16 protein-coding genes are annotated in these 18,708 nt (G+C 62.1%); 11 read left to right on the plus strand and 5 right to left on the minus strand.

The window, feature by feature from the left end; all coding sequences use genetic code 11:
• Positions 1–62 precede the first annotated feature (62 nt).
• The gene (locus tag LGT41_RS07315) at positions 63–1,418 is read right to left on the minus strand and encodes a formimidoylglutamate deiminase (RefSeq protein ID WP_274129460.1); all 1,356 of its coding nucleotides are present in this window, start codon (positions 1,416–1,418) and stop codon (positions 63–65) included.
• A 111-nt stretch (positions 1,419–1,529) separates the two neighbouring features.
• Between LGT41_RS07315 and hutI the strand changes: the two genes are divergently transcribed.
• From hutI to LGT41_RS07340, 5 genes are all read left to right on the plus strand, one after another.
• On the plus strand, positions 1,530–2,690 hold the full coding sequence (gene hutI / locus LGT41_RS07320; RefSeq protein WP_274129683.1) for an imidazolonepropionase: 1,161 nt from the start codon (positions 1,530–1,532) through the stop codon (positions 2,688–2,690).
• The gene (hutG, locus tag LGT41_RS07325) at positions 2,687–3,472 is read left to right on the plus strand and encodes an N-formylglutamate deformylase (protein ID WP_274129461.1); all 786 of its coding nucleotides are present in this window, start codon (positions 2,687–2,689) and stop codon (positions 3,470–3,472) included. The genes hutI and hutG overlap by 4 nt, the downstream gene beginning before the upstream one ends.
• Complete coding sequence (gene hutU / locus LGT41_RS07330) at positions 3,469–5,142, plus strand: urocanate hydratase (RefSeq protein ID WP_274129462.1); 1,674 nt, start codon at positions 3,469–3,471, stop codon at positions 5,140–5,142. Before hutG ends, hutU begins: the two co-directional genes overlap by 4 nt.
• A gap of 68 nt (positions 5,143–5,210) precedes the next feature.
• Complete coding sequence (locus LGT41_RS07335) at positions 5,211–6,422, plus strand: NAD(P)/FAD-dependent oxidoreductase (protein ID WP_274129463.1); 1,212 nt, start codon at positions 5,211–5,213, stop codon at positions 6,420–6,422.
• 95 nt (positions 6,423–6,517) lie between these two features.
• Positions 6,518–7,774: a DUF2254 domain-containing protein gene (locus tag LGT41_RS07340; RefSeq protein WP_274129464.1), complete on the plus strand. Its 1,257-nt coding sequence runs from the start codon at positions 6,518–6,520 to the stop codon at positions 7,772–7,774.
• Here LGT41_RS07340 and phnE (LGT41_RS07345) read toward each other — a convergent pair.
• The 4 genes from phnE (LGT41_RS07345) to phnD all read right to left on the minus strand — a co-directional run bounded on the left by phnE (LGT41_RS07345) (position 7,771) and on the right by phnD (position 11,242).
• Positions 7,771–8,583, minus strand: a complete 813-nt coding sequence (phnE, locus tag LGT41_RS07345; protein WP_274129465.1) for a phosphonate ABC transporter, permease protein PhnE — start codon at positions 8,581–8,583, stop codon at positions 7,771–7,773. The two genes, LGT41_RS07340 and phnE (LGT41_RS07345), sit on opposite strands and share 4 nt — an antisense overlap.
• A complete protein-coding gene (phnE, locus tag LGT41_RS07350; RefSeq protein ID WP_274129466.1) occupies positions 8,580–9,401 on the minus strand; it encodes a phosphonate ABC transporter, permease protein PhnE in 822 nt (273 codons plus the stop codon). The genes phnE (LGT41_RS07345) and phnE (LGT41_RS07350) overlap by 4 nt, the downstream gene beginning before the upstream one ends.
• Complete coding sequence (gene phnC / locus LGT41_RS07355) at positions 9,398–10,219, minus strand: phosphonate ABC transporter ATP-binding protein (RefSeq protein ID WP_274129467.1); 822 nt, start codon at positions 10,217–10,219, stop codon at positions 9,398–9,400. Before phnC ends, phnE (LGT41_RS07350) begins: the two co-directional genes overlap by 4 nt.
• Before the next feature lie 72 nt (positions 10,220–10,291).
• On the minus strand, positions 10,292–11,242 hold the full coding sequence (gene phnD / locus LGT41_RS07360; protein ID WP_274129468.1) for a phosphate/phosphite/phosphonate ABC transporter substrate-binding protein: 951 nt from the start codon (positions 11,240–11,242) through the stop codon (positions 10,292–10,294).
• A 313-nt stretch (positions 11,243–11,555) separates the two neighbouring features.
• Here phnD and LGT41_RS07365 point away from each other — a divergent pair, with 313 nt between their 5' ends.
• Genes LGT41_RS07365 through LGT41_RS07390 form a run of 6 tightly spaced genes read left to right on the plus strand, consistent with a single transcriptional unit; the run spans position 11,556 to position 18,683 of the window.
• Positions 11,556–12,620 (plus strand): LacI family DNA-binding transcriptional regulator, encoded by a 1,065-nt coding sequence (locus tag LGT41_RS07365; protein WP_274129469.1) that lies wholly within the window; start codon positions 11,556–11,558, stop codon positions 12,618–12,620.
• Positions 12,617–13,912, plus strand: coding sequence for a xylose isomerase (xylA, locus tag LGT41_RS07370; protein ID WP_274129470.1), 1,296 nt, complete (start codon positions 12,617–12,619; stop codon positions 13,910–13,912). Before LGT41_RS07365 ends, xylA begins: the two co-directional genes overlap by 4 nt.
• A gap of 23 nt (positions 13,913–13,935) precedes the next feature.
• The gene (locus tag LGT41_RS07375) at positions 13,936–14,988 is read left to right on the plus strand and encodes a sugar phosphate isomerase/epimerase family protein (RefSeq protein ID WP_274129471.1); all 1,053 of its coding nucleotides are present in this window, start codon (positions 13,936–13,938) and stop codon (positions 14,986–14,988) included.
• A gap of 2 nt (positions 14,989–14,990) precedes the next feature.
• The gene (locus LGT41_RS07380) at positions 14,991–16,133 is read left to right on the plus strand and encodes a Gfo/Idh/MocA family protein (protein WP_274129472.1); all 1,143 of its coding nucleotides are present in this window, start codon (positions 14,991–14,993) and stop codon (positions 16,131–16,133) included.
• Entirely contained in the window at positions 16,130–17,680 is a 1,551-nt protein-coding gene (locus LGT41_RS07385) for a sugar ABC transporter ATP-binding protein (protein ID WP_274129473.1), read from the plus strand. The genes LGT41_RS07380 and LGT41_RS07385 overlap by 4 nt, the downstream gene beginning before the upstream one ends.
• 1 nt (position 17,681) lies before the next feature.
• Complete coding sequence (locus LGT41_RS07390) at positions 17,682–18,683, plus strand: ABC transporter permease (RefSeq protein WP_274129474.1); 1,002 nt, start codon at positions 17,682–17,684, stop codon at positions 18,681–18,683.
• Positions 18,684–18,708 lie beyond the last annotated feature (25 nt).

Consider the following 18,708-nt stretch of genomic DNA (forward strand, 5'->3'; position numbering starts at 1 on the left):
CAACATCACGTTAGATGAGACGCGGGCGCCGGCGCAATCCTTGGCGGGTGCAGCGTATTTTTTTAGAGGCGGGCCTGGAGTGCCGCCATTGTGGCGCAAAAATCGCGGGTAATGGAGGCATGGTCGCGGTGCTGGCCGCCCTGCACCTTGTGGCGACCCGCCGACCAGACATCGGTAATGCAGGACGGGCCGTGGCCCACGAAAATGGCGGTATCCAGCGCCATGTCGCCCTTGCGGTTGCACAAAAAGGCGTTGTCGGTGGCAAGCGCGACCATATCGGCCCAGAGGCCGGGGGCAAGCGCGCCAGAGTTGCGCCCAGCCGCGCGCGCGCCGCCCGTCAGCGCCCCGGTGTAAAGCACATGGCCGGTCGAGGCATTCGGGCGGGCAAGTGCTGCGCGGGATTTGTGGCGCAGGCGTTGGCTATATTCCAGCACGCGCAGTTCTTCGAACAGGGTGATGTGGATATTGCTGTCGGAGCCGACGCCGAAACCGCCACCCGCGGCCAGAAATTCGGTGCCGTTGAAAATACCATCGCCAAGGTTGGATTCGGTGATCGGGCAGAGCCCGGCAATGGTGCCGGATTTTGCAAGCGCGGTGGTTTCGCCCTCGGTCATCTGCGTGGCGTGAATGGCGCACCAGCGCGGCGAAAGCGCGGCGTTGTCAAGCAGCCATTCCACCGGGCGCGCGCCGCGATGGGCCTGCACCTCGTCGACCTCGGCCAGTTGTTCGGCGATGTGGATGTGGATGGGGGCATCGGGGCGCAGCGCGGCAATGTCGCGCAAGGCTTCGGGGCTGGTGGCGCGCAAGCTGTGCGGCGCCACGCCAAGGATGAAATCGGGGGCGCCGGGCGTGATTGCGTTTAGCAAGTTGGCATAGCTTTCGGGCGTATTGCCAAAGCGGAGCTGGCCGCCGGACAGCGGGCGCTGGTCGCAGCCGCCATATTGGTAAAGAACCGGCAGCAGGGTCAGGCCAAGGCCAACGCGGTTTGCGGCGGCAATGATGCGGGCCGACATTTCAGCCGGGTCGGCATAGGCCGTGCCACCAAGCGCGTGGTGCAGATAGTGAAATTCTGCGACCGCGCCATAGCCGTTTTCCAGCATTTCCATGAAAACCTGCGCGGCGATCACCTCCACATCATCCGGCGTGAGATGGGTGAGGAAGCGATACATCAGGTCGCGCCATGTCCAGAAACTGTCGGCCGGGTTGGGGCTGCGCGCCTCGCTCAGCCCGGCCATCGCGCGCTGAAAGGCGTGGCTGTGCAGGTTCACGGGGGCGGGCAGAAGCAGGCCAACCGTGCAATCTGCCGTGCCGATTTGCGGCGCGATTTCTGCGATGCGGCCATCATCGCCCAGGGTGACGGCGATATCGTCTTTCCAACCTTCGGGCGTAAGGGCTTGGCGGGCATGGATAATTTGCATGAGCGAATCCGTTGACTTTATATGTATATACATAATATCGTCTGCGCAGCGATAAGCAAGGGATTGCAGATGCCGGAAAATTTCATCCTGACAGAGCTGAGCGCCGCCACGATGGTGCCGAATGCCGCGCCCTATGGGCTGGTGGCAGATGCGGCGATTGTGGTTGAGGCTGGTGTTGTTGCATGGGTCGGGAAGCAGGCGGACCTGCCGGCCGCTTATGCCGATGCGCCGCAGCACAGCATGGGCGGGCGGCTGGTGAGCCCGGCGCTGATAGATTGCCATACGCATCTGGTGCATGGCGGGCACCGCGCCCGCGAATTCGAGATGCGGCTGAATGGCGAAAGTTACGCGGCGATTGCGCGCGCCGGCGGCGGAATTATTTCGACCGTTAGTGCTACGCGCGGCGCGAGCGAGGCGGAGCTTCTGGCCAGCGCGCTGCTGCGGGTTGATGCGCTGATCGCCGAGGGCGTGGGCGCGGTCGAGATCAAATCCGGCTATGGGCTGGACCGTGCGACCGAGTTGAAAATGCTGCGCGTGGCCCGCGCGGTGGCTTTGGCGCGCGATGTTACGGTGCGCACAAGTTTTCTGGGCGCACATGCCGTGCCCAAGGGCGCGGATGGCGATGAATATCTGGATGATATCTGCATTCCGACGCTGCGCGCCGCCCATGCCGAAGGGCTGGTTGATGCGGTTGACGGGTTTTGCGAGGGCATCGCCTTTTCGCCCGCACAGATTGCGCGGCTGTTTGATGTGGCGGGCGAACTGGGCCTGCCGGTAAAGCTTCATGCCGAGCAACTTAGCCATTTGGGCGGGGCGGCACTGGCGGCGCGCTATGGTGCGCTTTCCGCCGACCATGTGGAATATTGCACCACGGATGATGCGCGCGCGCTGGCGGCTTCGGGCACGGTGGCCGTGCTGCTGCCCGGCGCATTCTACACCTTGCGCGAAACACAAATGCCGCCGGTTGCGGCCTTCCGGTCGCAGGGTGTGGCGATGGCGCTGGCGACAGACTGGAACCCCGGCTCATCTCCGCTCGGCTCGCTTTTGCTGGTGGTGAATATGGGCTGCACGTTGTTCGGCTTAACGCCGGAGGAGGCGCTGGCAGGCGTTACACGGGTGGCCGCGCGCGCGCTTGGGCTGGCCGACAGGGGGCAGATTGCGCCCGGTTTGCGGGCCGATCTGGCGGTGTGGGATGTGGCCGAGCCTGCCGAACTTGCCTACCGGATTGGCACAAACAGCCTGCATAAACGCATTTATGGCGGTGTTTTATGAGCGTTGAAGCGCATTTTGGCGACAGCCCGCTGGTGCTGGGCCTGCCCCATACCGGCACCCATGTGCCGCCCGATATCGCCGCGCGGCTGAACGCAAGGGGGCAGGCGCTGGCCGATACCGACTGGCATATCCACCAGCTTTACGATGGGCTGGCGGAAGGTGCATCGAGCGTGCGCGCGAGCTTCCATCGCTATGTGATCGATGCCAACCGCGACCCGGGCGGGCAAAGCCTTTACCCCGGCCAGAACACGACCGGCCTGTGCCCGACCACCGATTTTGACGGGCTGCCGATTTACCGTGAGGGCGCGGGGCCGACGGCGGAGGAGGTGGCGGCGCGGGCGCAAAAATTCCACGCGCCCTATCATGCGGCTATGGCCGAGGCGCTGGCGCGCGCCAAGGCGCGGCACGGCTTTGCGGTGCTGTATGATTGCCATTCAATCCGCAGCGAAATTCCGTTCTTGTTTGCGGGCGTGTTGCCCGATTTCAACATCGGCACCAACCTTGGCACCACCTGCGCGGCAAGCATCGAAGCCGGTGTGCTGGCGCGCTGCAAGGCCACGGGCCGAAGCCATGTGCTGAATGGCCGCTTCAAGGGTGGCTGGACAACGCGGCATTATGGCCAGCCGCAAGCGGGCATCCACGCCATTCAGATGGAGCTGGCGCAAAGCACCTATCTGGCCGCCGAGGCCCCGCCCTGGACCTATGATGCCGCCCGCGCCACGCGGCTGCGCGCCCAACTTTCCGATATTCTGACCTTCCTTTCGCAATGGAGACCGCAATGAGCGACCCGCGCAAGAACACCCGCGATATTTTTCCGCCGACCGGCACCGAGATTTCGGCCAAAAGCTGGCTGACCGAGGCACCCTTGCGGATGCTGATGAACAACCTGCACCCCGATGTGGCCGAAAACCCGCATGAACTGGTGGTCTATGGCGGCATTGGTCGGGCGGCGCGGACATGGAAGGACTTTGATCTGATCTGCGACAGTCTGCGGGATCTGGAGGCGGATGAAACGCTGGTGGTGCAATCGGGCAAACCCGTGGCGATTGTGCGCACGCATCCCGATGCGCCGCGCGTGCTGATCGCAAACTCGAACCTCGTGCCGCATTGGGCGACCTGGGACCATTTCAACGCGCTCGATAAAAAGGGCCTGATGATGTATGGCCAGATGACGGCGGGAAGCTGGATTTACATCGGCACGCAGGGGATTGTGCAGGGCACCTATGAAACCTTTGCCGAGGCCGGACGGCAGCATTACGGCGGCGATTTGTCGGGCCGCTGGGTGCTGACGGCGGGGCTGGGCGGCATGGGCGGCGCGCAGCCGCTGGCGGCGGTGTTTGCGGGCGCGTGTTGCCTGGCGGTGGAGTGCAACCCCGACAGCATCGACTTTCGGCTGCGCACGAAATATGTCGATGAGAAGACCAACAGCCTGGATGAGGCTTTGGCGATGATCGCGGCCTGGACAGCGGCGGGCGAGGCGAAATCGGTCGCGCTTCTGGGCAATGCGGCGGATGTATTTCCGGAGCTATACAAGCGCGGCGTGCGCCCCGACATCGTGACCGACCAGACCAGCGCGCATGACCCTGTGAACGGCTATCTGCCGCAGGGCTGGAGCATGGCCGAATGGAAGGACAAGCGCGAGAGCGACCCGAAAGCGGTGGAACGCGCGGCGCGGGCCAGCATGAAAACCCATGTCGCGGCGATGGTCGATTTCCACAGAGCAGGCGTGCCGACGGTTGATTATGGCAACAATATCAGGCAGATGGCGCTGGAGGAGGGGCTAAAGGATGCCTTTGCCTTCCCCGGTTTCGTGCCCGCCTATATTCGCCCGCTGTTTTGCAAGGGCATTGGCCCGTTCCGCTGGGTGGCGCTGTCGGGCGACCCGGAAGACATTGCCAGGACCGATGCGAAAATGAAGGAACTGTTCCCCGAGAACACGCATTTGCACAACTGGCTGGACATGGCGGGCGCGCGGATTGCATTCCAAGGCCTGCCCGCGCGGATTTGCTGGATCGGGCTTGGCGACAGGCACAAGGCGGGGCTGGCGTTTAACGAAATGGTGGCCAGCGGGGAGCTTAAAGCGCCGATTGTGATCGGGCGCGACCATCTGGATTCTGGCTCGGTCGCCAGCCCGAACCGTGAAACGGAAGCGATGCGCGATGGCTCGGACGCGGTATCGGACTGGCCGTTATTGAATGCGCTGGTCAATACCGCAAGCGGGGCGACATGGGTAAGCCTGCACCACGGCGGCGGGGTTGGCATGGGGTTTTCGCAACATGCCGGGGTGGTGATCGTGGCCGATGGCACGCCGGAAGCCGCCAAACGGCTGGAACGGGTGCTGTGGAACGACCCGGCCTCGGGCGTGTGGCGCCATGCCGATGCGGGCTATGAGGTGGCGCTGGATTGCGCGCGGGTGAACAAGCTGCGCCTGCCCGGTATTCTGGGGGGCTGATTTTGGGGCTGGCAGGGGCGCGCGGCCTATGGTGAATTGAGCGCAAATTCATCGGGGAGTCGCGCGCCATGCCAGCCAATCAGCCAAGCCGGCAAAACTATGATGTGGTCATTATCGGTGGCGGCATCATGGGCGCCTCGACCGCGTGGTTTTTGACCGATACCCCCGATTTTGACGGCACGGTGCTGGTGGTGGAGCGCGACCCGAGCTATGCCACCGCCTCGACCACGCACACGAATTCCTGTATGCGCCAGCAGTTTTCCGACCCGCTGAATGTGCAGATCTCGCAATTTGCCGCCGCCTTCATCAAGGATTTGCGCACCAATATGGGGGGCGATGAACGCGTGCCGAACCTGAGCGTGCAGAATTTCGGTTATTTGTATCTGGCGGACAATGAAGGCTTTGCCGACGTGCTGCGCGCCAACCAGAAGGTGCAGCTTGCAGCGGGGGCGCAAACGCAGTTGCTGGATGCAAGCGCGCTGAAGGCGGCCTATCCGTTCTACCAGCTCGATGACATCATCCTTGGCTCTATCAACCGCAAGGATGAGGGGTTTTTTGATGGCAGCACGCTGTTTGACTGGTGGCGGCGGCAATCGCGCGAGCGTGGGGTGGAGTATGTGCGCGGCGAGGTCGTGGCGGTGAACCGTGATGCAGGCGGGCAGCGCGTGGCCTCGGTTACATTGGGTGACGGCACGGTTCTGGGCTGCGGGCAGGTGGTGAATGCCGCCGGGCCACGGGCAGCACTTGTGGCAAAAATGGCGGGGCTAAGCGTGCCGGTCGAGCCGCGCAAACGCTTCACATGGGTGTTCAAGGCCGAAAACCCGCTCGACCAGCCCCTGCCGCTGACGATTGACCCGTCGGGTGTGCATTTTCGTGAAAACGGCGGCGGAACCTATATGGCGGGCGGGCATGGCGATGTGGACCCGGCGGTGGATTTTGACGATTTCGCAATGGATTTCAACCTGTGGGAAAGCCATGTCTGGCCGGTCATCGCCACGCGCATCCCCCAGTTTGAAGCGATCAAGGTGCAAAGCGAATGGGCGGGGCATTATGCCTATAACACCTTCGATCAGAACGCGATTGTCGGCCCACATCCGGAACTGCCGAACTTCATCTTCCTGAACGGGTTTTCCGGCCACGGCTTGCAGCAATCGGCGGCTATGGGGCGCGGCACGGCGGAATGGCTGACCTATGGCGCCTTTCGCAGCCTTGATTTGAGCCCGCTGCGCTATGAGCGGATTCTGCGCGGCCAGCCGCTTTGGGAACGCGCGGTGATCTAGCAACGCCCTAGCCGGGCAGGGGGCGCTGGCCTATAGTTGCACCCGGCCCGCGCCAAGCCCGCGGTGCTGAAATGATTTGCAGCAAAGGCCGCGCCATGAAGTTCAACCTTGCCTTCTACCTGATGCAGTTGCGCAAGCGGCTTTGGGTGAAACCGCTGATCTATTGCCTGCTGGCGGTGCTGGCCTCGCTGCTGGCAATGGCGGCGGATTTCGCGGTGTTTGGCAGGTATCTGCCCGATATCTCGCCCGACACGATTGAAACGCTGCTGAAAATCATCTCATCCTCCATGCTGGCCGTGGCCACTTTCGCGGTCGGCTCGATGATTGCCAGCTATGCCTCGGCCAGCGATGCGGCCACGCCGCGCGCCTTTGCGCTGGTGCTGGCCGATGATGTGTCACAAACCGCGCTGTCCAGCTTTATCGGCGCCTTCATCTTCAGCATCGTATCGATCGTGACGCTGAAAACCGGGCTTTACGAGCGTGGCGGCCTGTTCGTGTTGTTCGTGCTGACATTGGCGATTTTCGGCTGGGTCGTGCTGACCTTCGTGCGTTGGGTCGACAATATCGCGCGGCTCGGGCGGCTGGGCACGGCGATTGACAAGGCCGAGGCGGCGGCGCGCAACAGTATGGAGCAGCGCCGCAAGAACCCCTGGCTTGGCGGCGTGGCGAAAACCGGGGCAAATGCACTGGAGGGCGCGGCGGTATACAGCCCGAATATCGGCTATGTGCAGCATATCGACATGCAGGGGCTGCAAAGCCTTGCCGATGAGCATGACTTACACATGATGGTTGAAACCCTGCCCGGCACCTTTGTGGCACCGGGCCGTGCCGTGGTGCTGCTGGGTGAGGGGCAAAAGGTTGATGAGGAGCTTGCCGCGCGGATTGCCCGCAAATTCGTGATCGGCGATGACCGGACATTCGAGGAAGATCCGCGTTTCGGGCTGATCGTGCTTTCGGAAATTGCGGCGCGCGCGCTGTCGCCTGCTGTAAACGATGCCGGCACGGCGATTGTGATCATCGGGCGTTTCGTGCGGCTGTTCGCCGGCTGGGCCAAGGCTTTGGACGATGCGCTGCCCGAGGCGCGCCATGACCGGATTATCGTGCCGGCGCTGGATTTGGGCGAGATGTTCGACGATGCGTTTACCGTGCTGGCGCGCGACGGGGCGGGCAATGTGGAAGCCGGGATCAGGCTGCAAAAAGCCTTCGTCTCACTGTCTGCCCTTGGTCAGGCCGACTATATAGAACAGGCCCGCCGCCATGCCAGACTGGCGCTGGGGCGGGCCGAGACGGCGCTGACGCTTCCCGAAGACACGGAGCGGCTGCGCCGGATTGCGGGGCTGCTGGAGCCTTAGATGATTGCGTGGCGCATTCGGGCCGAGACCCATTCGCTGACCACGACGGTGGACAGGATCAGCAGCAGGATGAGCGAGACCTGGCTCCAGGCCAGCGTGTTGAGCGAGGCTTGCAGCTTGAGGCCGATGCCGCCCGCGCCAACCAGCCCCAGAATGGTGCTTTCGCGGATATTGATATCCCAGCGGAACACCGAAATGCCCCAGAAGGCCGGCATGATCTGCGGCACGATGCCATAGGTCAGCACCTGTGGTCCGCTGGCGCCCGTGGCGGTGATCGCCTCGATCTGCTTGGCGTCGGTTTCCTCGATCGCCTCGTAAAGCAGCTTGCCGACAAAACCGATGGAGCGCAGCGCGATGGCCACGATCCCGGCCAGCAGGCCCGGCCCGATGATCGCCACCAGGAGCAGCGCCCAGATCAGCGAGTTGATCGAGCGCGAGGCGACGATGATGAACAGCGCGACGGGCCGCAAGATGCGCACCGAGGGCGAAGTGTTGCGCGCCGCCATGAAGGCCACCGGCACGGCCATGATCACACCGCCGATCGTGCCCAGAGTGGCAATGTTGATCGTATCCCAGAGCGGCATCCACAGCTCGGGCATATAGGCCCAGCGCGGCGGAAACATGCGGCCACCGATATCGGCGGCCTGTGTGGGGGCGTCCAGCACGAAGAACCAGATGGTCTTTTCGGTCATCAACTGCCAGCACCAGACAAAGAGCGCCACGAGCGCCAGCCAGCCGCCCCAAAGCAGCAGACGGCCGCGCGGGGTGCGATAGGTCCAGACCTGTTTGTAACTGGTAATCTCACTCATTGCAGGAACTTTCGCAGATAGCCGGAGCTGTATTCGGCAACGAAAACAATGCCGATGATGATGAGCAGGATCGCGCCGGCACTGTCATATTCATACCGGTCGATCGCGGTGTTGAGCGTGGCGCCAATGCCGCCAGCCCCGACAATGCCAATGACCGCGCTTTCGCGGAAATTGATGTCGAGCCGGTAAAGCGACAGGCCGATCAGCCGCGGCGAAACCTGCGGCTGCACCGCATAGGTGACGACCTGCCACCATGAGGCCCCCGTGGCGCGGATGGCTTCGGCCTGCCCCTCGTCGATTTCCTCGATATCATCGGCCAGCAGTTTGGCGATAAAGCCGATCGTGGCGAAGGTGAGGGTCAGGAAGCCCGCGAAGGGGCCAAAGCCGAACATCGCCACGAAGAAGATGGCGATGATCACCTCTTGCAGCGCGCGGCTGACGGCGATGATCGAACGGCAGATATAGTAAATCCAGCGCGGGGCAAGGTTGCGCGCCGCCCCGATGCCGATGGGGATGGAGATGGCCACGCCGATGACGGTGGAGGTCAGCGACATGGTGAGGCTTTCGATCAGCCCCTGGCTGATATCGCGCCAGCGGCTGGCAAAATCGGGCTGCAAGAAGCCAAGGATGAAGCGCTGGCCGCGTTCCAGCCCTTCGTAAACGCGGGTCCAGTTCACCTCGACCGTGTCAATTGCCAGAATGAGATAGACGACGATCAGGATCTGGATGCCGATACGCCAGCGCCGGTCCTTGATTAACTGTGGCGGGCGTTTCCAGGTGGTCGGATAGTCCGACAGGTTCATGCCGGGCGCGCTCATAGGCTAAGCACCGCCATGCGGGCCTTGGCATCGGCTTCGGCCTCGGCCTGTTCCTGATCGCCCTGGCGCATGGCATTCCAGTCTTCCTCGCCGTAGATCGTGGTCAGCGCGTTCTGGGTCAGCTCATCGGGGGTGCCTTCAAACACCACGCGGCCAGCGCGCAGCCCGACAATGCGCTGCATGAACTGCTGGGCCAGCGGCACATCGTGGATGTTCACAATGGCGGGCAGGTTGGTTTCCTGGCAGATTTCGGTGAGCAGGCGCATGATCTGGCGGCTGGTTTTCGGATCGAGGCTGGCTGTCGGCTCGTCCACCAGCAGCAATTCGGGGTTTTGGGCCAAGGCACGCGCAATGCCAACACGCTGGCGCTGGCCGCCGGATAACGCGTCGGCGCGCTTGCTGGCATGTTCCAGCAGGCCGACACGGTCGAGCAGTTGATAGGCGCGCTGGATGTCGGATTTGGGGAATTTGCGCAGATAGCTGCGCCAGAAGGGCACATAGCCCAGACGGCCCGACAGCACGTTTTCCATAACGGTCAGGCGTTCGACCAGGGCATATTCCTGAAAGATCATGCCGATGCGGCGGCGCTGGCGGCGCAGCTCGCGCTTGCCAAGGCCGACAAGGTTCACATCGCCCAGCACGACCTTGCCCTTGGTCGGCTCGACCAGGCGGTTGATGCAGCGGATGAGCGTGGATTTGCCTGCGCCTGATGGGCCGATCAGCCCCAGAATCTGGCCTTTGGGAACCACAAGCGACACATCGGACAATGCGGTGTCATCTGTCTTATAGGTCTTGGACAGACCTTCAAGCGTGAGCATAATCGATCAAACCTTCTTCAAAGCGTCACGGGCGGCAAGCTGCCGCCCGCAATCATGGCCGCAATTGCGGGTTCAGTTACACGCGTAGACGACGCCCGAAGCCTCGTCGATGGTGCGGATCACGGCCCAGTTATCCTTGAATGTGATCGGGATAAACTGCGATTCGCCATTGCCGGAAAATTCTTCGGCCAGCGCGGTGCCTTCCCAGTCATAGCTGAAAAACGCTTCCTGAATGGCGGTTTGCAGCTCCGGTGTCAGGTTATAGGCAGTGCCATAGCCCGTGGTGGGGAAGGTTTGCGAGGTGTAGATGGTGACGATCTGATCGGCGGTGACAACGTCACGCTCCAACATGCGGCGCAGCACCGAATTGGCGATGGCGGCGGCAGGATAGTCTTTATTGGCAACGCCGATGATCGAATTGTCATGCGCGCCAGAAAAGACCGGCTCGAAATCGGTGCCGGCAACCATGCCGAATTCGGCCGACAGAATGGCCGAGGGCGCCTTGAAGCCGGAATTCGATGTTTCGGCGGTAAAGGCCATCTGGCCACCGCGGATATCTTCAACCGTTTCGATGCCCGAACCGGGATAGGTGATGATCTCCATTTCATAGCCGAACGAGCCGTCATCGGCGGCCATCATCGCAAAGGGGCGGAAGCCGGCGCAGGCCACGGCCAGCGGGTTGGACCCGGTGTTGAACCCGGCAATATGCAGACGGCCGGCGCGCATGGCCTCGATTTGCGCCGCGTTCGACTGAACGGGGAAGAACTGCACATCCTTGCCCGTGGCCTGGGACAGATGCTCGAGGAACCCGGCCCAGACTTCGGCATAAACGGCAGGGTCTTCGACCGGGGTATAGGCAAAGATCAGCGTGTCGGGGTCGATCTGGTCGGCCGGATCGGTGGGAATGTCGGCAATCAGGTCGCCATCGGCATCGGTGAACCGGTCATCAAGCCGAAATTGGGCATTGGCGGGCAGGGCAATGGCCAGGGCCGCGATTGCTGGGATGAGCGTGAAATTCTTCATTGTTTCCTCTGGGTTTCAGTTTGCATCTCGGGTTCTTTACGGCGTTACGGTGACACAAATACGACAGCAAGTATACATTACATGCAAGCCCTTTGACAGCAGACTTGCAGATTGCAACATAGCTAGAGCAGCAACAAAATATGACCGATGCGCTGCAAAACAGGTTTGGCTGCCGCCGGAGGCAGAAGAAATGATAGACGTATGTCAAAAAATGATTGACGTATGGCATTCTGGCGCACATGCTGTTGGTCAAGAGATTCGGCACCGCGGGATTGGCCGTGGGATAGAACGCGGCTGCCGGGTTGGGGGGAAGATGAAAACGCCAACATTGTCGGATGTTGCCCGCGCTGCGGGTGTAAGCTATGCGACCGCCGACCGGGTGGTGAATGCGCGCGGCGGCGTTGCGCAGAAATCGGTTGAAAAGGTGCAAAAGGCCGTGGCGGCGCTTGGCTATGTGCGCAATGTCGCGGCGGCGAACCTGTCCACCCAGCGGGTATACCGCTTCGCCTTCGTCATTCCGACGGAAAGCAATTCCTTCTTTCGCCATATCCATGCACTGCTGGCCCAGCGTGACCTTGCGGGCCGCGATCTGCGCCAGACGATCGATATTGTCGGGGTCGAGGCCTTTGAGGCGGCGGCGCTGGAGGGCGCGCTGAAAAATCTGGCCGGTGCGGGCTATGACGGCGTGGCGGTTGTGGGGATCGAAAGCCCCGGCGTGGCCGCGCAACTGGCCGCCTTGCAAGGGCAGGGCGCTGCCGTGTTCAGCTTTATCTCTGATCTGAATGCCAGCGAGCGGATGGGCTATGTCGGCATTGACAACACAATGGCCGGGCGCACGGCGGCGCGTATGGTGGGCATGGCGCATAATGGCGGGGCGGGCGCGGTGCAGCCGATTGTCGGCTCGCTCAGCCTGCGCGACCACCAGGAACGTTTGGCGGGTTTCCGGGCCGTGCTGGAAGCAGATTTTCCGCAGATCGCGCTGCGCGCTGAAATCATTGGCCGCGACCGAAATGACATTGTTGAGGACAGGCTGGAGCAGGCCTTGCGCGCCGCGCCGGACATCAGCGCGGTTTACAATATCGGCGGGGGCAGCAGCGGCATTGCGCGGCTGTTTGCCCGCCGCCCCACGCGCCCCTTCTGCGTGGTGCATGACCTGATGCCGCATACCCGCACAGCCCTGAAGGACGGGCTGGTTGATGTGGTCATCGACCAGCGCCCCGAGGATGAGATCGACCGCGCCATCGAGCTGATGCGCGCCGCCGCCAACCGGCTGCCGCTGGCAAGCTGCCTTCCCATAACGCTGGCCATTTATGTGCGCGACAATCTGCCTCCCGAGGCCAGCCAAAGTTTTACCGATATCAGGAGCCTGACAGAATGACCCAGTTTTTTGGCGATATTGCGCCGCTGAACTATGACCCGCAAAGCGACGGGTTGGCCTTTCGCCATTACAACCCCGATGCGATGGTGGCCGGCAAGCGGATGGAGGACCATTTGCGCTTTGCCGTGGCCTATTGGCACAGCTTTGCATGGCCCGGCGGCGACCCGTTCGGCGGGCAGACATTCGCGCGGCCCTGGATGGATGACACGATGGCGGGCGCGCGGCTGAAGGCCGATGTGGCCTTTGAAATGTTCGAATTGCTGAACGCGCCCTATTTCTGCTTTCATGATGCCGATATCCGCCCCGAGGGTGCGAGCTTTGCTGAAAGCCGCCGCAATTTCGAAGAGATCATCGACATTTTCGAAGCCAAGATGGCGACCAGCAAGACCAGGCTGCTTTGGGGCACGGCGAACCTGTTTTCCAACCGCCGCTTCATGTCGGGCGCGGCGACGAACCCCGACCCGGATATTTACGCCTGGTCGGCGGCAACGGTGAAGCTGTGCCTGGATGCCACCCATCGTTTGGGCGGCGAGAATTATGTGCTGTGGGGCGGGCGCGAGGGCTATGAAACCCTGCTCAACACCGACCTGAGCCAAGAGTTGGACCATATGGGCCGCTTTCTGGCCAAGGTCGTCGATTACAAGCACAAGATCGGCTTCAAGGGTGCGATTCTGGTCGAGCCGAAGCCGCAGGAACCCACCAAGCACCAGTATGATTACGACGTGGCCACGGTTTACGGGAACCTCAAGCGTTTCGGGCTGGAGGGCGAAGTGCAGATGAATATCGAGCAGGGACATGCGATTCTGGCGGGGCATTCGTTTGAGCATGAGATTGCGATGGCGGCTTCGCTTGGCATTTTCGGCTCGATCGACATGAACCGGAATGATTACCAGTCGGGCTGGGATACCGACCAGTTCCCCAATAATGTGCCGGAAGTGGCGCTGGCCTATTACGAAATTCTGAAAGCCGGGGGCTTTACCACCGGCGGCACGAATTTCGATGCCAAGCTGCGCCGCCAGTCGCTTGACCCGGTGGACCTGATCGCCGCCCATGCGGGGGCTATGGATGTATGCGCGCGCGGGCTGAAGGCCGCCGCCGCCATGCTTGAAGATGGCAGCCTGGAAGCCGCCCGCGCCGAACGCTATGCCGGTTGGCAGACCCCCGCCGCCAAGGCGATGCTCGATGCCGATCTGGCGACGATCGCCGCGCGGGTGGAAGCCGAGGGGCTGGACCCGCAGCCGGTTTCGGGCCGTCAGGAAATACTCGAAAACATCGTGAACCGCTTCGTCTAGGCGAAGGTGAAAGGGAGACAGATATGAAAACCATCAAGGGTCCGGCGCTGTTCTTGGCGCAGTTTGCAGGCGATGACGCCCCGTTCAACACTTGGGATGGCATCACCAAATGGGCGGCCGATTGTGGCTATAAGGGCGTGCAGGTGCCAAGCTGGGATGCGCGCTTCATCGACCTTGCCCGCGCCGCCGAAAGCAAGGATTACTGCGACACGTTCAAGGGGCAGGCGGCTGAAAACGGCATTGAGGTGACCGAGCTTTCCACCCATTTGCAGGGCCAGCTTGTGGCCGTTCACCCCGCCTATGACGCGGCTTTTGACGGGTTTGCAGCGCCGGAAGTGCGTGGCAACCCCGCAGCACGGCAGGTTTGGGCGGTTGATCAGGTGAAAAAGGCCATCACTGCCAGCCGCAATCTGGGCATTTCGGCCCATGCCACGTTTTCGGGTGCTTTGGCCTGGCCCTATGTCTATCCGTGGCCGCAGCGCCCGGCAGGGCTGGTGGAAACCGCCTTTGACGAATTGGCCGCCCGCTGGCGCCCGATTCTGGACCATGCCGAGGAAAACGGTGTGGATGTCTGCTATGAAATCCACCCCGGCGAAGACCTGCATGACGGTGTGACCTTTGAGATGTTTCTGGAGCGTGTGGGCAACCATGCGCGCTGCAACATGCTGTATGACCCGTCGCATTATGTGCTGCAATGCCTTGATTATATTGACAATATCGACATCTACAAAGACCGGATCAAAATGTTCCATGTCAAGGATGCCGAGTTCAACCCGACAGGGCGGCAGGGCGTTTATGGCGGCTTTCAGTCATGGGTCAACCGCGCCGGGCGCTTCCGCAGCCTGGGCGACGGGCAGGTCGATTTCGGGGCGATCTTCTCGAAAATGGCCGCCAATGGCTTTGACGGCTGGGCCGTTGTCGAATGGGAATGCGCCATCAAACACCCCGAGGACGGGGCGCGCGAAGGGGCGCGGTTTGTGGCCGATCACATCATCCGCGTGACCGAACGCGCCTTTGACGATTTCGCCGATGGTGGAACGGATGAGGCGGCCAACCGCAAAATGCTGGGGATATGACCATGACAAAAATTCGTTTGGGCATGGTTGGCGGCGGGAATGACGCCTTTATCGGCGGCGTTCACCGCATTGCCAGCCGCATTGATGGGCGGTTCGAACTGGTGGCCGGTGCGCTGTCTTCCACCCCCGAAAAATCGCGCGCCAGCGGGGCGGCTTTGGGGTTGGATGCGGCGCGCTGCTATGGGGACTTTACCGAAATGGCGGCAGCCGAGGCGGCGCGCGAGGATGGGATCGAGGCAGTGGCCATCGTCACCCCCAACCACATGCACTACCCGGCCGCCAAGGCGTTTTTGGACGTGGGAATCCATGTGATTTGCGACAAGCCGCTGACCGCAACGCCGGATGATGCCGCCGCGATGGCCAAGGCCGTGGCGGCAAGCGATGCGCTGTTCGTGTTGACGCATAATTACACGGGCTATCCGATGGTGCGCCAGGCCCGCGCGATGGTGGCGGCCGGCGAGATCGGCAAGGTGCGGCTCGTGCAGGCCGAATATCCGCAAGACTGGCTGACCGATGCGATCGAGGCCGAGGGCCAGAAACAGGCCGCATGGCGGGTGGACCCGGCGCGTTCGGGCGCCGGTGGCTCGATTGGTGATATCGGCACCCATGCCTATAACCTTGCCTGCTTTGTATCGGGCTTGAAAGGCGTGGAACTGGCCGCCGATTTGCACAGTTTCGGTGCCGGGCGGCAGTTGGATGACAACGCCCATATCATGCTGCGCTATGAAGGTGGCGCGCGGGGAATGCTGTGGTCGAGCCAGGTGGCGCCGGGCAATGAAAACGGTTTGCGCCTGCGCATCTATGGCGACAAGGGCGGGCTGGAATGGGCCCAGGAAGACCCGAACTATCTGTGGTTCACCCCGCATGGCGAGGCCAAGCGCCTGATCCGCCGCAACGGTGCCGGTGCGATGGATGCGGCCAATGCCGTGTCGCGCATACCATCCGGCCACCCCGAAGGGTATCTGGAAGGCTTCGCCAATATCTATACCGCCGCCGCCGAAGCCATTCGCGCCGTGCAAAGCGGGGCAAGCCGCGCCGATGCAATGGGCCTGCTGCCCGGTATTGATGACGGGTTGGCGGGCATGGCCTTTATTGCCGCCTGCGTCGCCTCCAACCGCAAAAACGCCGCCTGGGTTGCACTATGAGCGCGCGGCCCAGACTTGCCCTGAAAGATATCCGGCGCAGCTTTGGGCCGATCGAGGTGCTGCATGGCGTGGGGCTTGAGCTTTACGCGGGCGAGGTTCATGCGCTGATTGGCGAGAACGGTGCCGGTAAATCGACCACCATGAAGATTTTGGCAGGCTACCAGCCGCCGACCAGCGGCGAGGTGCTGCTCGATGGTGCGCCGGTGGCCTTCAAATCGCTTCATGATGGCGAGGAGGCCGGGATCGTGATGATCCACCAGGAGTTCAACCTTGCCGAGCAGTTGACGGTGGAGCAGAACATCTTTCTGGGCCGCGAAATTCGCCGCGGGCTATTGGCCGACCGGGCAGAGATGCGCCGCCAGGCCAGGGAATATCTGGCAATGGTGCGCTGCGAGGTTGATCCGGCAACGCCTGTTTCGCGCCTGTCGAACTCTGACAAGCAGATGGTGGAAATCGCCAAGGCGCTGTCGCGCAAGGCCAGGGTGCTGGTGATGGACGAGCCAACCGCCGTGCTGACCAATGCCGAAGCCGCGATATTGTTCGAACAGGTCAGCCGGTTGCGCGATGCGGGCACGGCGATTTTGTTCACATCGCACAAGCTGGACGAGGTGAGCCTGCTGGCGGACCGTGTGACCGTGATGCGCGATGGTGCGGTTGTGCATTGCGGGCCGGCGCGTGAGCTGAGCGAAGATGACATGGCCACGAAAATGGTGGGGCGCGATGTGTCGGACCTGTTCCCAGAGAAGCCCGAAGCCGTGGCGGAGGGCGAGGTTGTGCTGCGCGTGCAGGGGCTGAGCGTGCCGCGCTTTGCCCATGACATAGCGTTCGAGCTGAAGCGCGGCGAAATTCTGGGCATTGCCGGGCTGATCGGCGCGGGCCGGACCGAGGCGATGGAAGGGCTGTGCGGGCTGCGCGCGGCCAGCATCGATTCGCTCGAAATTCTTGGCAAGCCCGTGAAAATGCGCAGCCCCGCAGATGCCTTGCGCCACGGTCTGTGCTACCTCACCGAAGACCGCAAGCTGAAAGGGTTGCTGCTGGATTGGGGGATGCGCCCGAACCTGACCTTGCAGACTTTGGCCGAAAAATTTGGCCCCGTTTTCACCAAAACCGCCGATGAGGATGTGGCGCTGACCAGCGCCATTGCCGAGTTTGACATTCGCGCCGGGGCGCGCAGCGTGAAGGTTGGCAACCTGTCGGGCGGCAACCAGCAAAAGCTGCTTCTGGCCAAAACCATGCTGGCCGATCCGAAGATTCTGGTGATCGACGAGCCGACGCGCGGCATCGACATCGGCACCAAGCAGCAGATTTACGCCTTTCTGCGCGCGCTTGCCGCCAAGGGCCATGCGATCATCATGATCAGCTCGGAAATGCAGGAATCAATCGGCCTTGCCGACCGTGTGCTGGTGCTGCGCCAGGGCCGGCTTGCGGGCGCGCTTTCAGGCGAAAACATAACCGAAGACGCAATTGTGAAGCTGGCTATGGGTGTCGGGGCAAAGCCCCTGACGCGCGCCGCAACAGCAGAAAACAACCCGATGGGAGCGATTTAAGATGTCGACAGTCAACGAAACCACTGGCGGCGGGAAGCTGTCGCGCCTCCCCTCGATGACCGTGCTTGGCCCCATTCTGGCGTTGGTGCTGCTTGTCATCGCGGGTGCGCTGATCAACGCCAACTTCCTGAGCGCGGGCAATATTACCAATGTGCTGGCGCGCTCGGCCTTTATTGGCATCATCGCGGTGGGCATGACCTTTGTGATTACCGCAGGCGGGCTGGACCTGTCGGTCGGCTCGATGGCGGCCTTCATTGCCGGGCTGATGATTCTGGTGATGAACGCCGCCCTGCCAAGCATGGGCATTGGCATTCCCATCGTGCTGCTGGGCATGGTCGTGGCGATCTTTGCGGGCATTCTGGCGGGGCTGCTCAACGGGTTCATGATAACCACGTTGCGCATTGAAGCCTTTATCGTAACGCTGGGCACGATGGGGATTTACCGCAGCCTTGTTACATGGCTGGCCAATGGCGGCACGCTGTCGCTGGATTTCGAGCTGCGCACCTTTTACCGCCCGGTCTATTTCGACGGGATTTTCGGCATTGCATGGCCGATCATCGTGTTCGCCATTGTGGTGATCTTGGGTGAAATCCTGATGAGCCGCACGGTGTTTGGCCGCCATTGCGCCGCCACCGGCAGCAATGAAGATGTGGCGCATTATTCCAACGTAAACGTCAGGCGCACACGGCTTTTGACCTATGCCATGCTGGGGCTTTTGGTTGGCGTGGCCACCATCATGTATGTGCCGCGGCTCGGCTCGGCCTCATCCTCGACAGGAGTGTTGTGGGAGCTGGAGGCGATTGCCGCGGTGATTATCGGCGGCACGGTGCTGAAGGGCGGGTTTGGCCGCGTCTGGGGCACGGTGCTTGGGGTGCTTATCCTTGGCCTGATCGAGAACATTCTGAACCTGACCGACTTTGTATCGCCCTATCTGAACGGCGCGATTCAGGGGGTCATCATCATTCTCGCTGTGATTTTGCAGCGCGAACGCAAAACGTCCTGAGGAGAGGGCGTTTCAACCACTGGAG

This window comes from Abyssibius alkaniclasticus, assembly GCF_020447305.1.
Taxonomy (GTDB): domain Bacteria; phylum Pseudomonadota; class Alphaproteobacteria; order Rhodobacterales; family Rhodobacteraceae; genus Abyssibius; species Abyssibius alkaniclasticus.

Bases quoted from the DNA above. Each gene is read 5' to 3' on its own strand.
- LGT41_RS07315 (WP_274129460.1), bottom strand. From the start codon at position 1,418: ATGCAAATTATCCATGCCCGCCAAGCCCTTACGCCCGAAGGTTGGAAA.
- hutI (WP_274129683.1), top strand. From the start codon at position 1,530: ATGGTGCCGAATGCCGCGCCCTATGGGCTGGTGGCAGATGCGGCGATT.
- hutG (WP_274129461.1), top strand. From the start codon at position 2,687: ATGAGCGTTGAAGCGCATTTTGGCGACAGCCCGCTGGTGCTGGGCCTG.
- hutU (WP_274129462.1), top strand. From the start codon at position 3,469: ATGAGCGACCCGCGCAAGAACACCCGCGATATTTTTCCGCCGACCGGC.
- LGT41_RS07335 (WP_274129463.1), top strand. From the start codon at position 5,211: ATGCCAGCCAATCAGCCAAGCCGGCAAAACTATGATGTGGTCATTATC.
- LGT41_RS07340 (WP_274129464.1), top strand. From the start codon at position 6,518: ATGAAGTTCAACCTTGCCTTCTACCTGATGCAGTTGCGCAAGCGGCTT.
- phnE (WP_274129465.1), bottom strand. From the start codon at position 8,583: ATGAGTGAGATTACCAGTTACAAACAGGTCTGGACCTATCGCACCCCG.
- phnE (WP_274129466.1), bottom strand. From the start codon at position 9,401: ATGAGCGCGCCCGGCATGAACCTGTCGGACTATCCGACCACCTGGAAA.
- phnC (WP_274129467.1), bottom strand. From the start codon at position 10,219: ATGCTCACGCTTGAAGGTCTGTCCAAGACCTATAAGACAGATGACACC.
- phnD (WP_274129468.1), bottom strand. From the start codon at position 11,242: ATGAAGAATTTCACGCTCATCCCAGCAATCGCGGCCCTGGCCATTGCC.
- LGT41_RS07365 (WP_274129469.1), top strand. From the start codon at position 11,556: ATGAAAACGCCAACATTGTCGGATGTTGCCCGCGCTGCGGGTGTAAGC.
- xylA (WP_274129470.1), top strand. From the start codon at position 12,617: ATGACCCAGTTTTTTGGCGATATTGCGCCGCTGAACTATGACCCGCAA.
- LGT41_RS07375 (WP_274129471.1), top strand. From the start codon at position 13,936: ATGAAAACCATCAAGGGTCCGGCGCTGTTCTTGGCGCAGTTTGCAGGC.
- LGT41_RS07380 (WP_274129472.1), top strand. From the start codon at position 14,991: ATGACAAAAATTCGTTTGGGCATGGTTGGCGGCGGGAATGACGCCTTT.
- LGT41_RS07385 (WP_274129473.1), top strand. From the start codon at position 16,130: ATGAGCGCGCGGCCCAGACTTGCCCTGAAAGATATCCGGCGCAGCTTT.
- LGT41_RS07390 (WP_274129474.1), top strand. From the start codon at position 17,682: ATGTCGACAGTCAACGAAACCACTGGCGGCGGGAAGCTGTCGCGCCTC.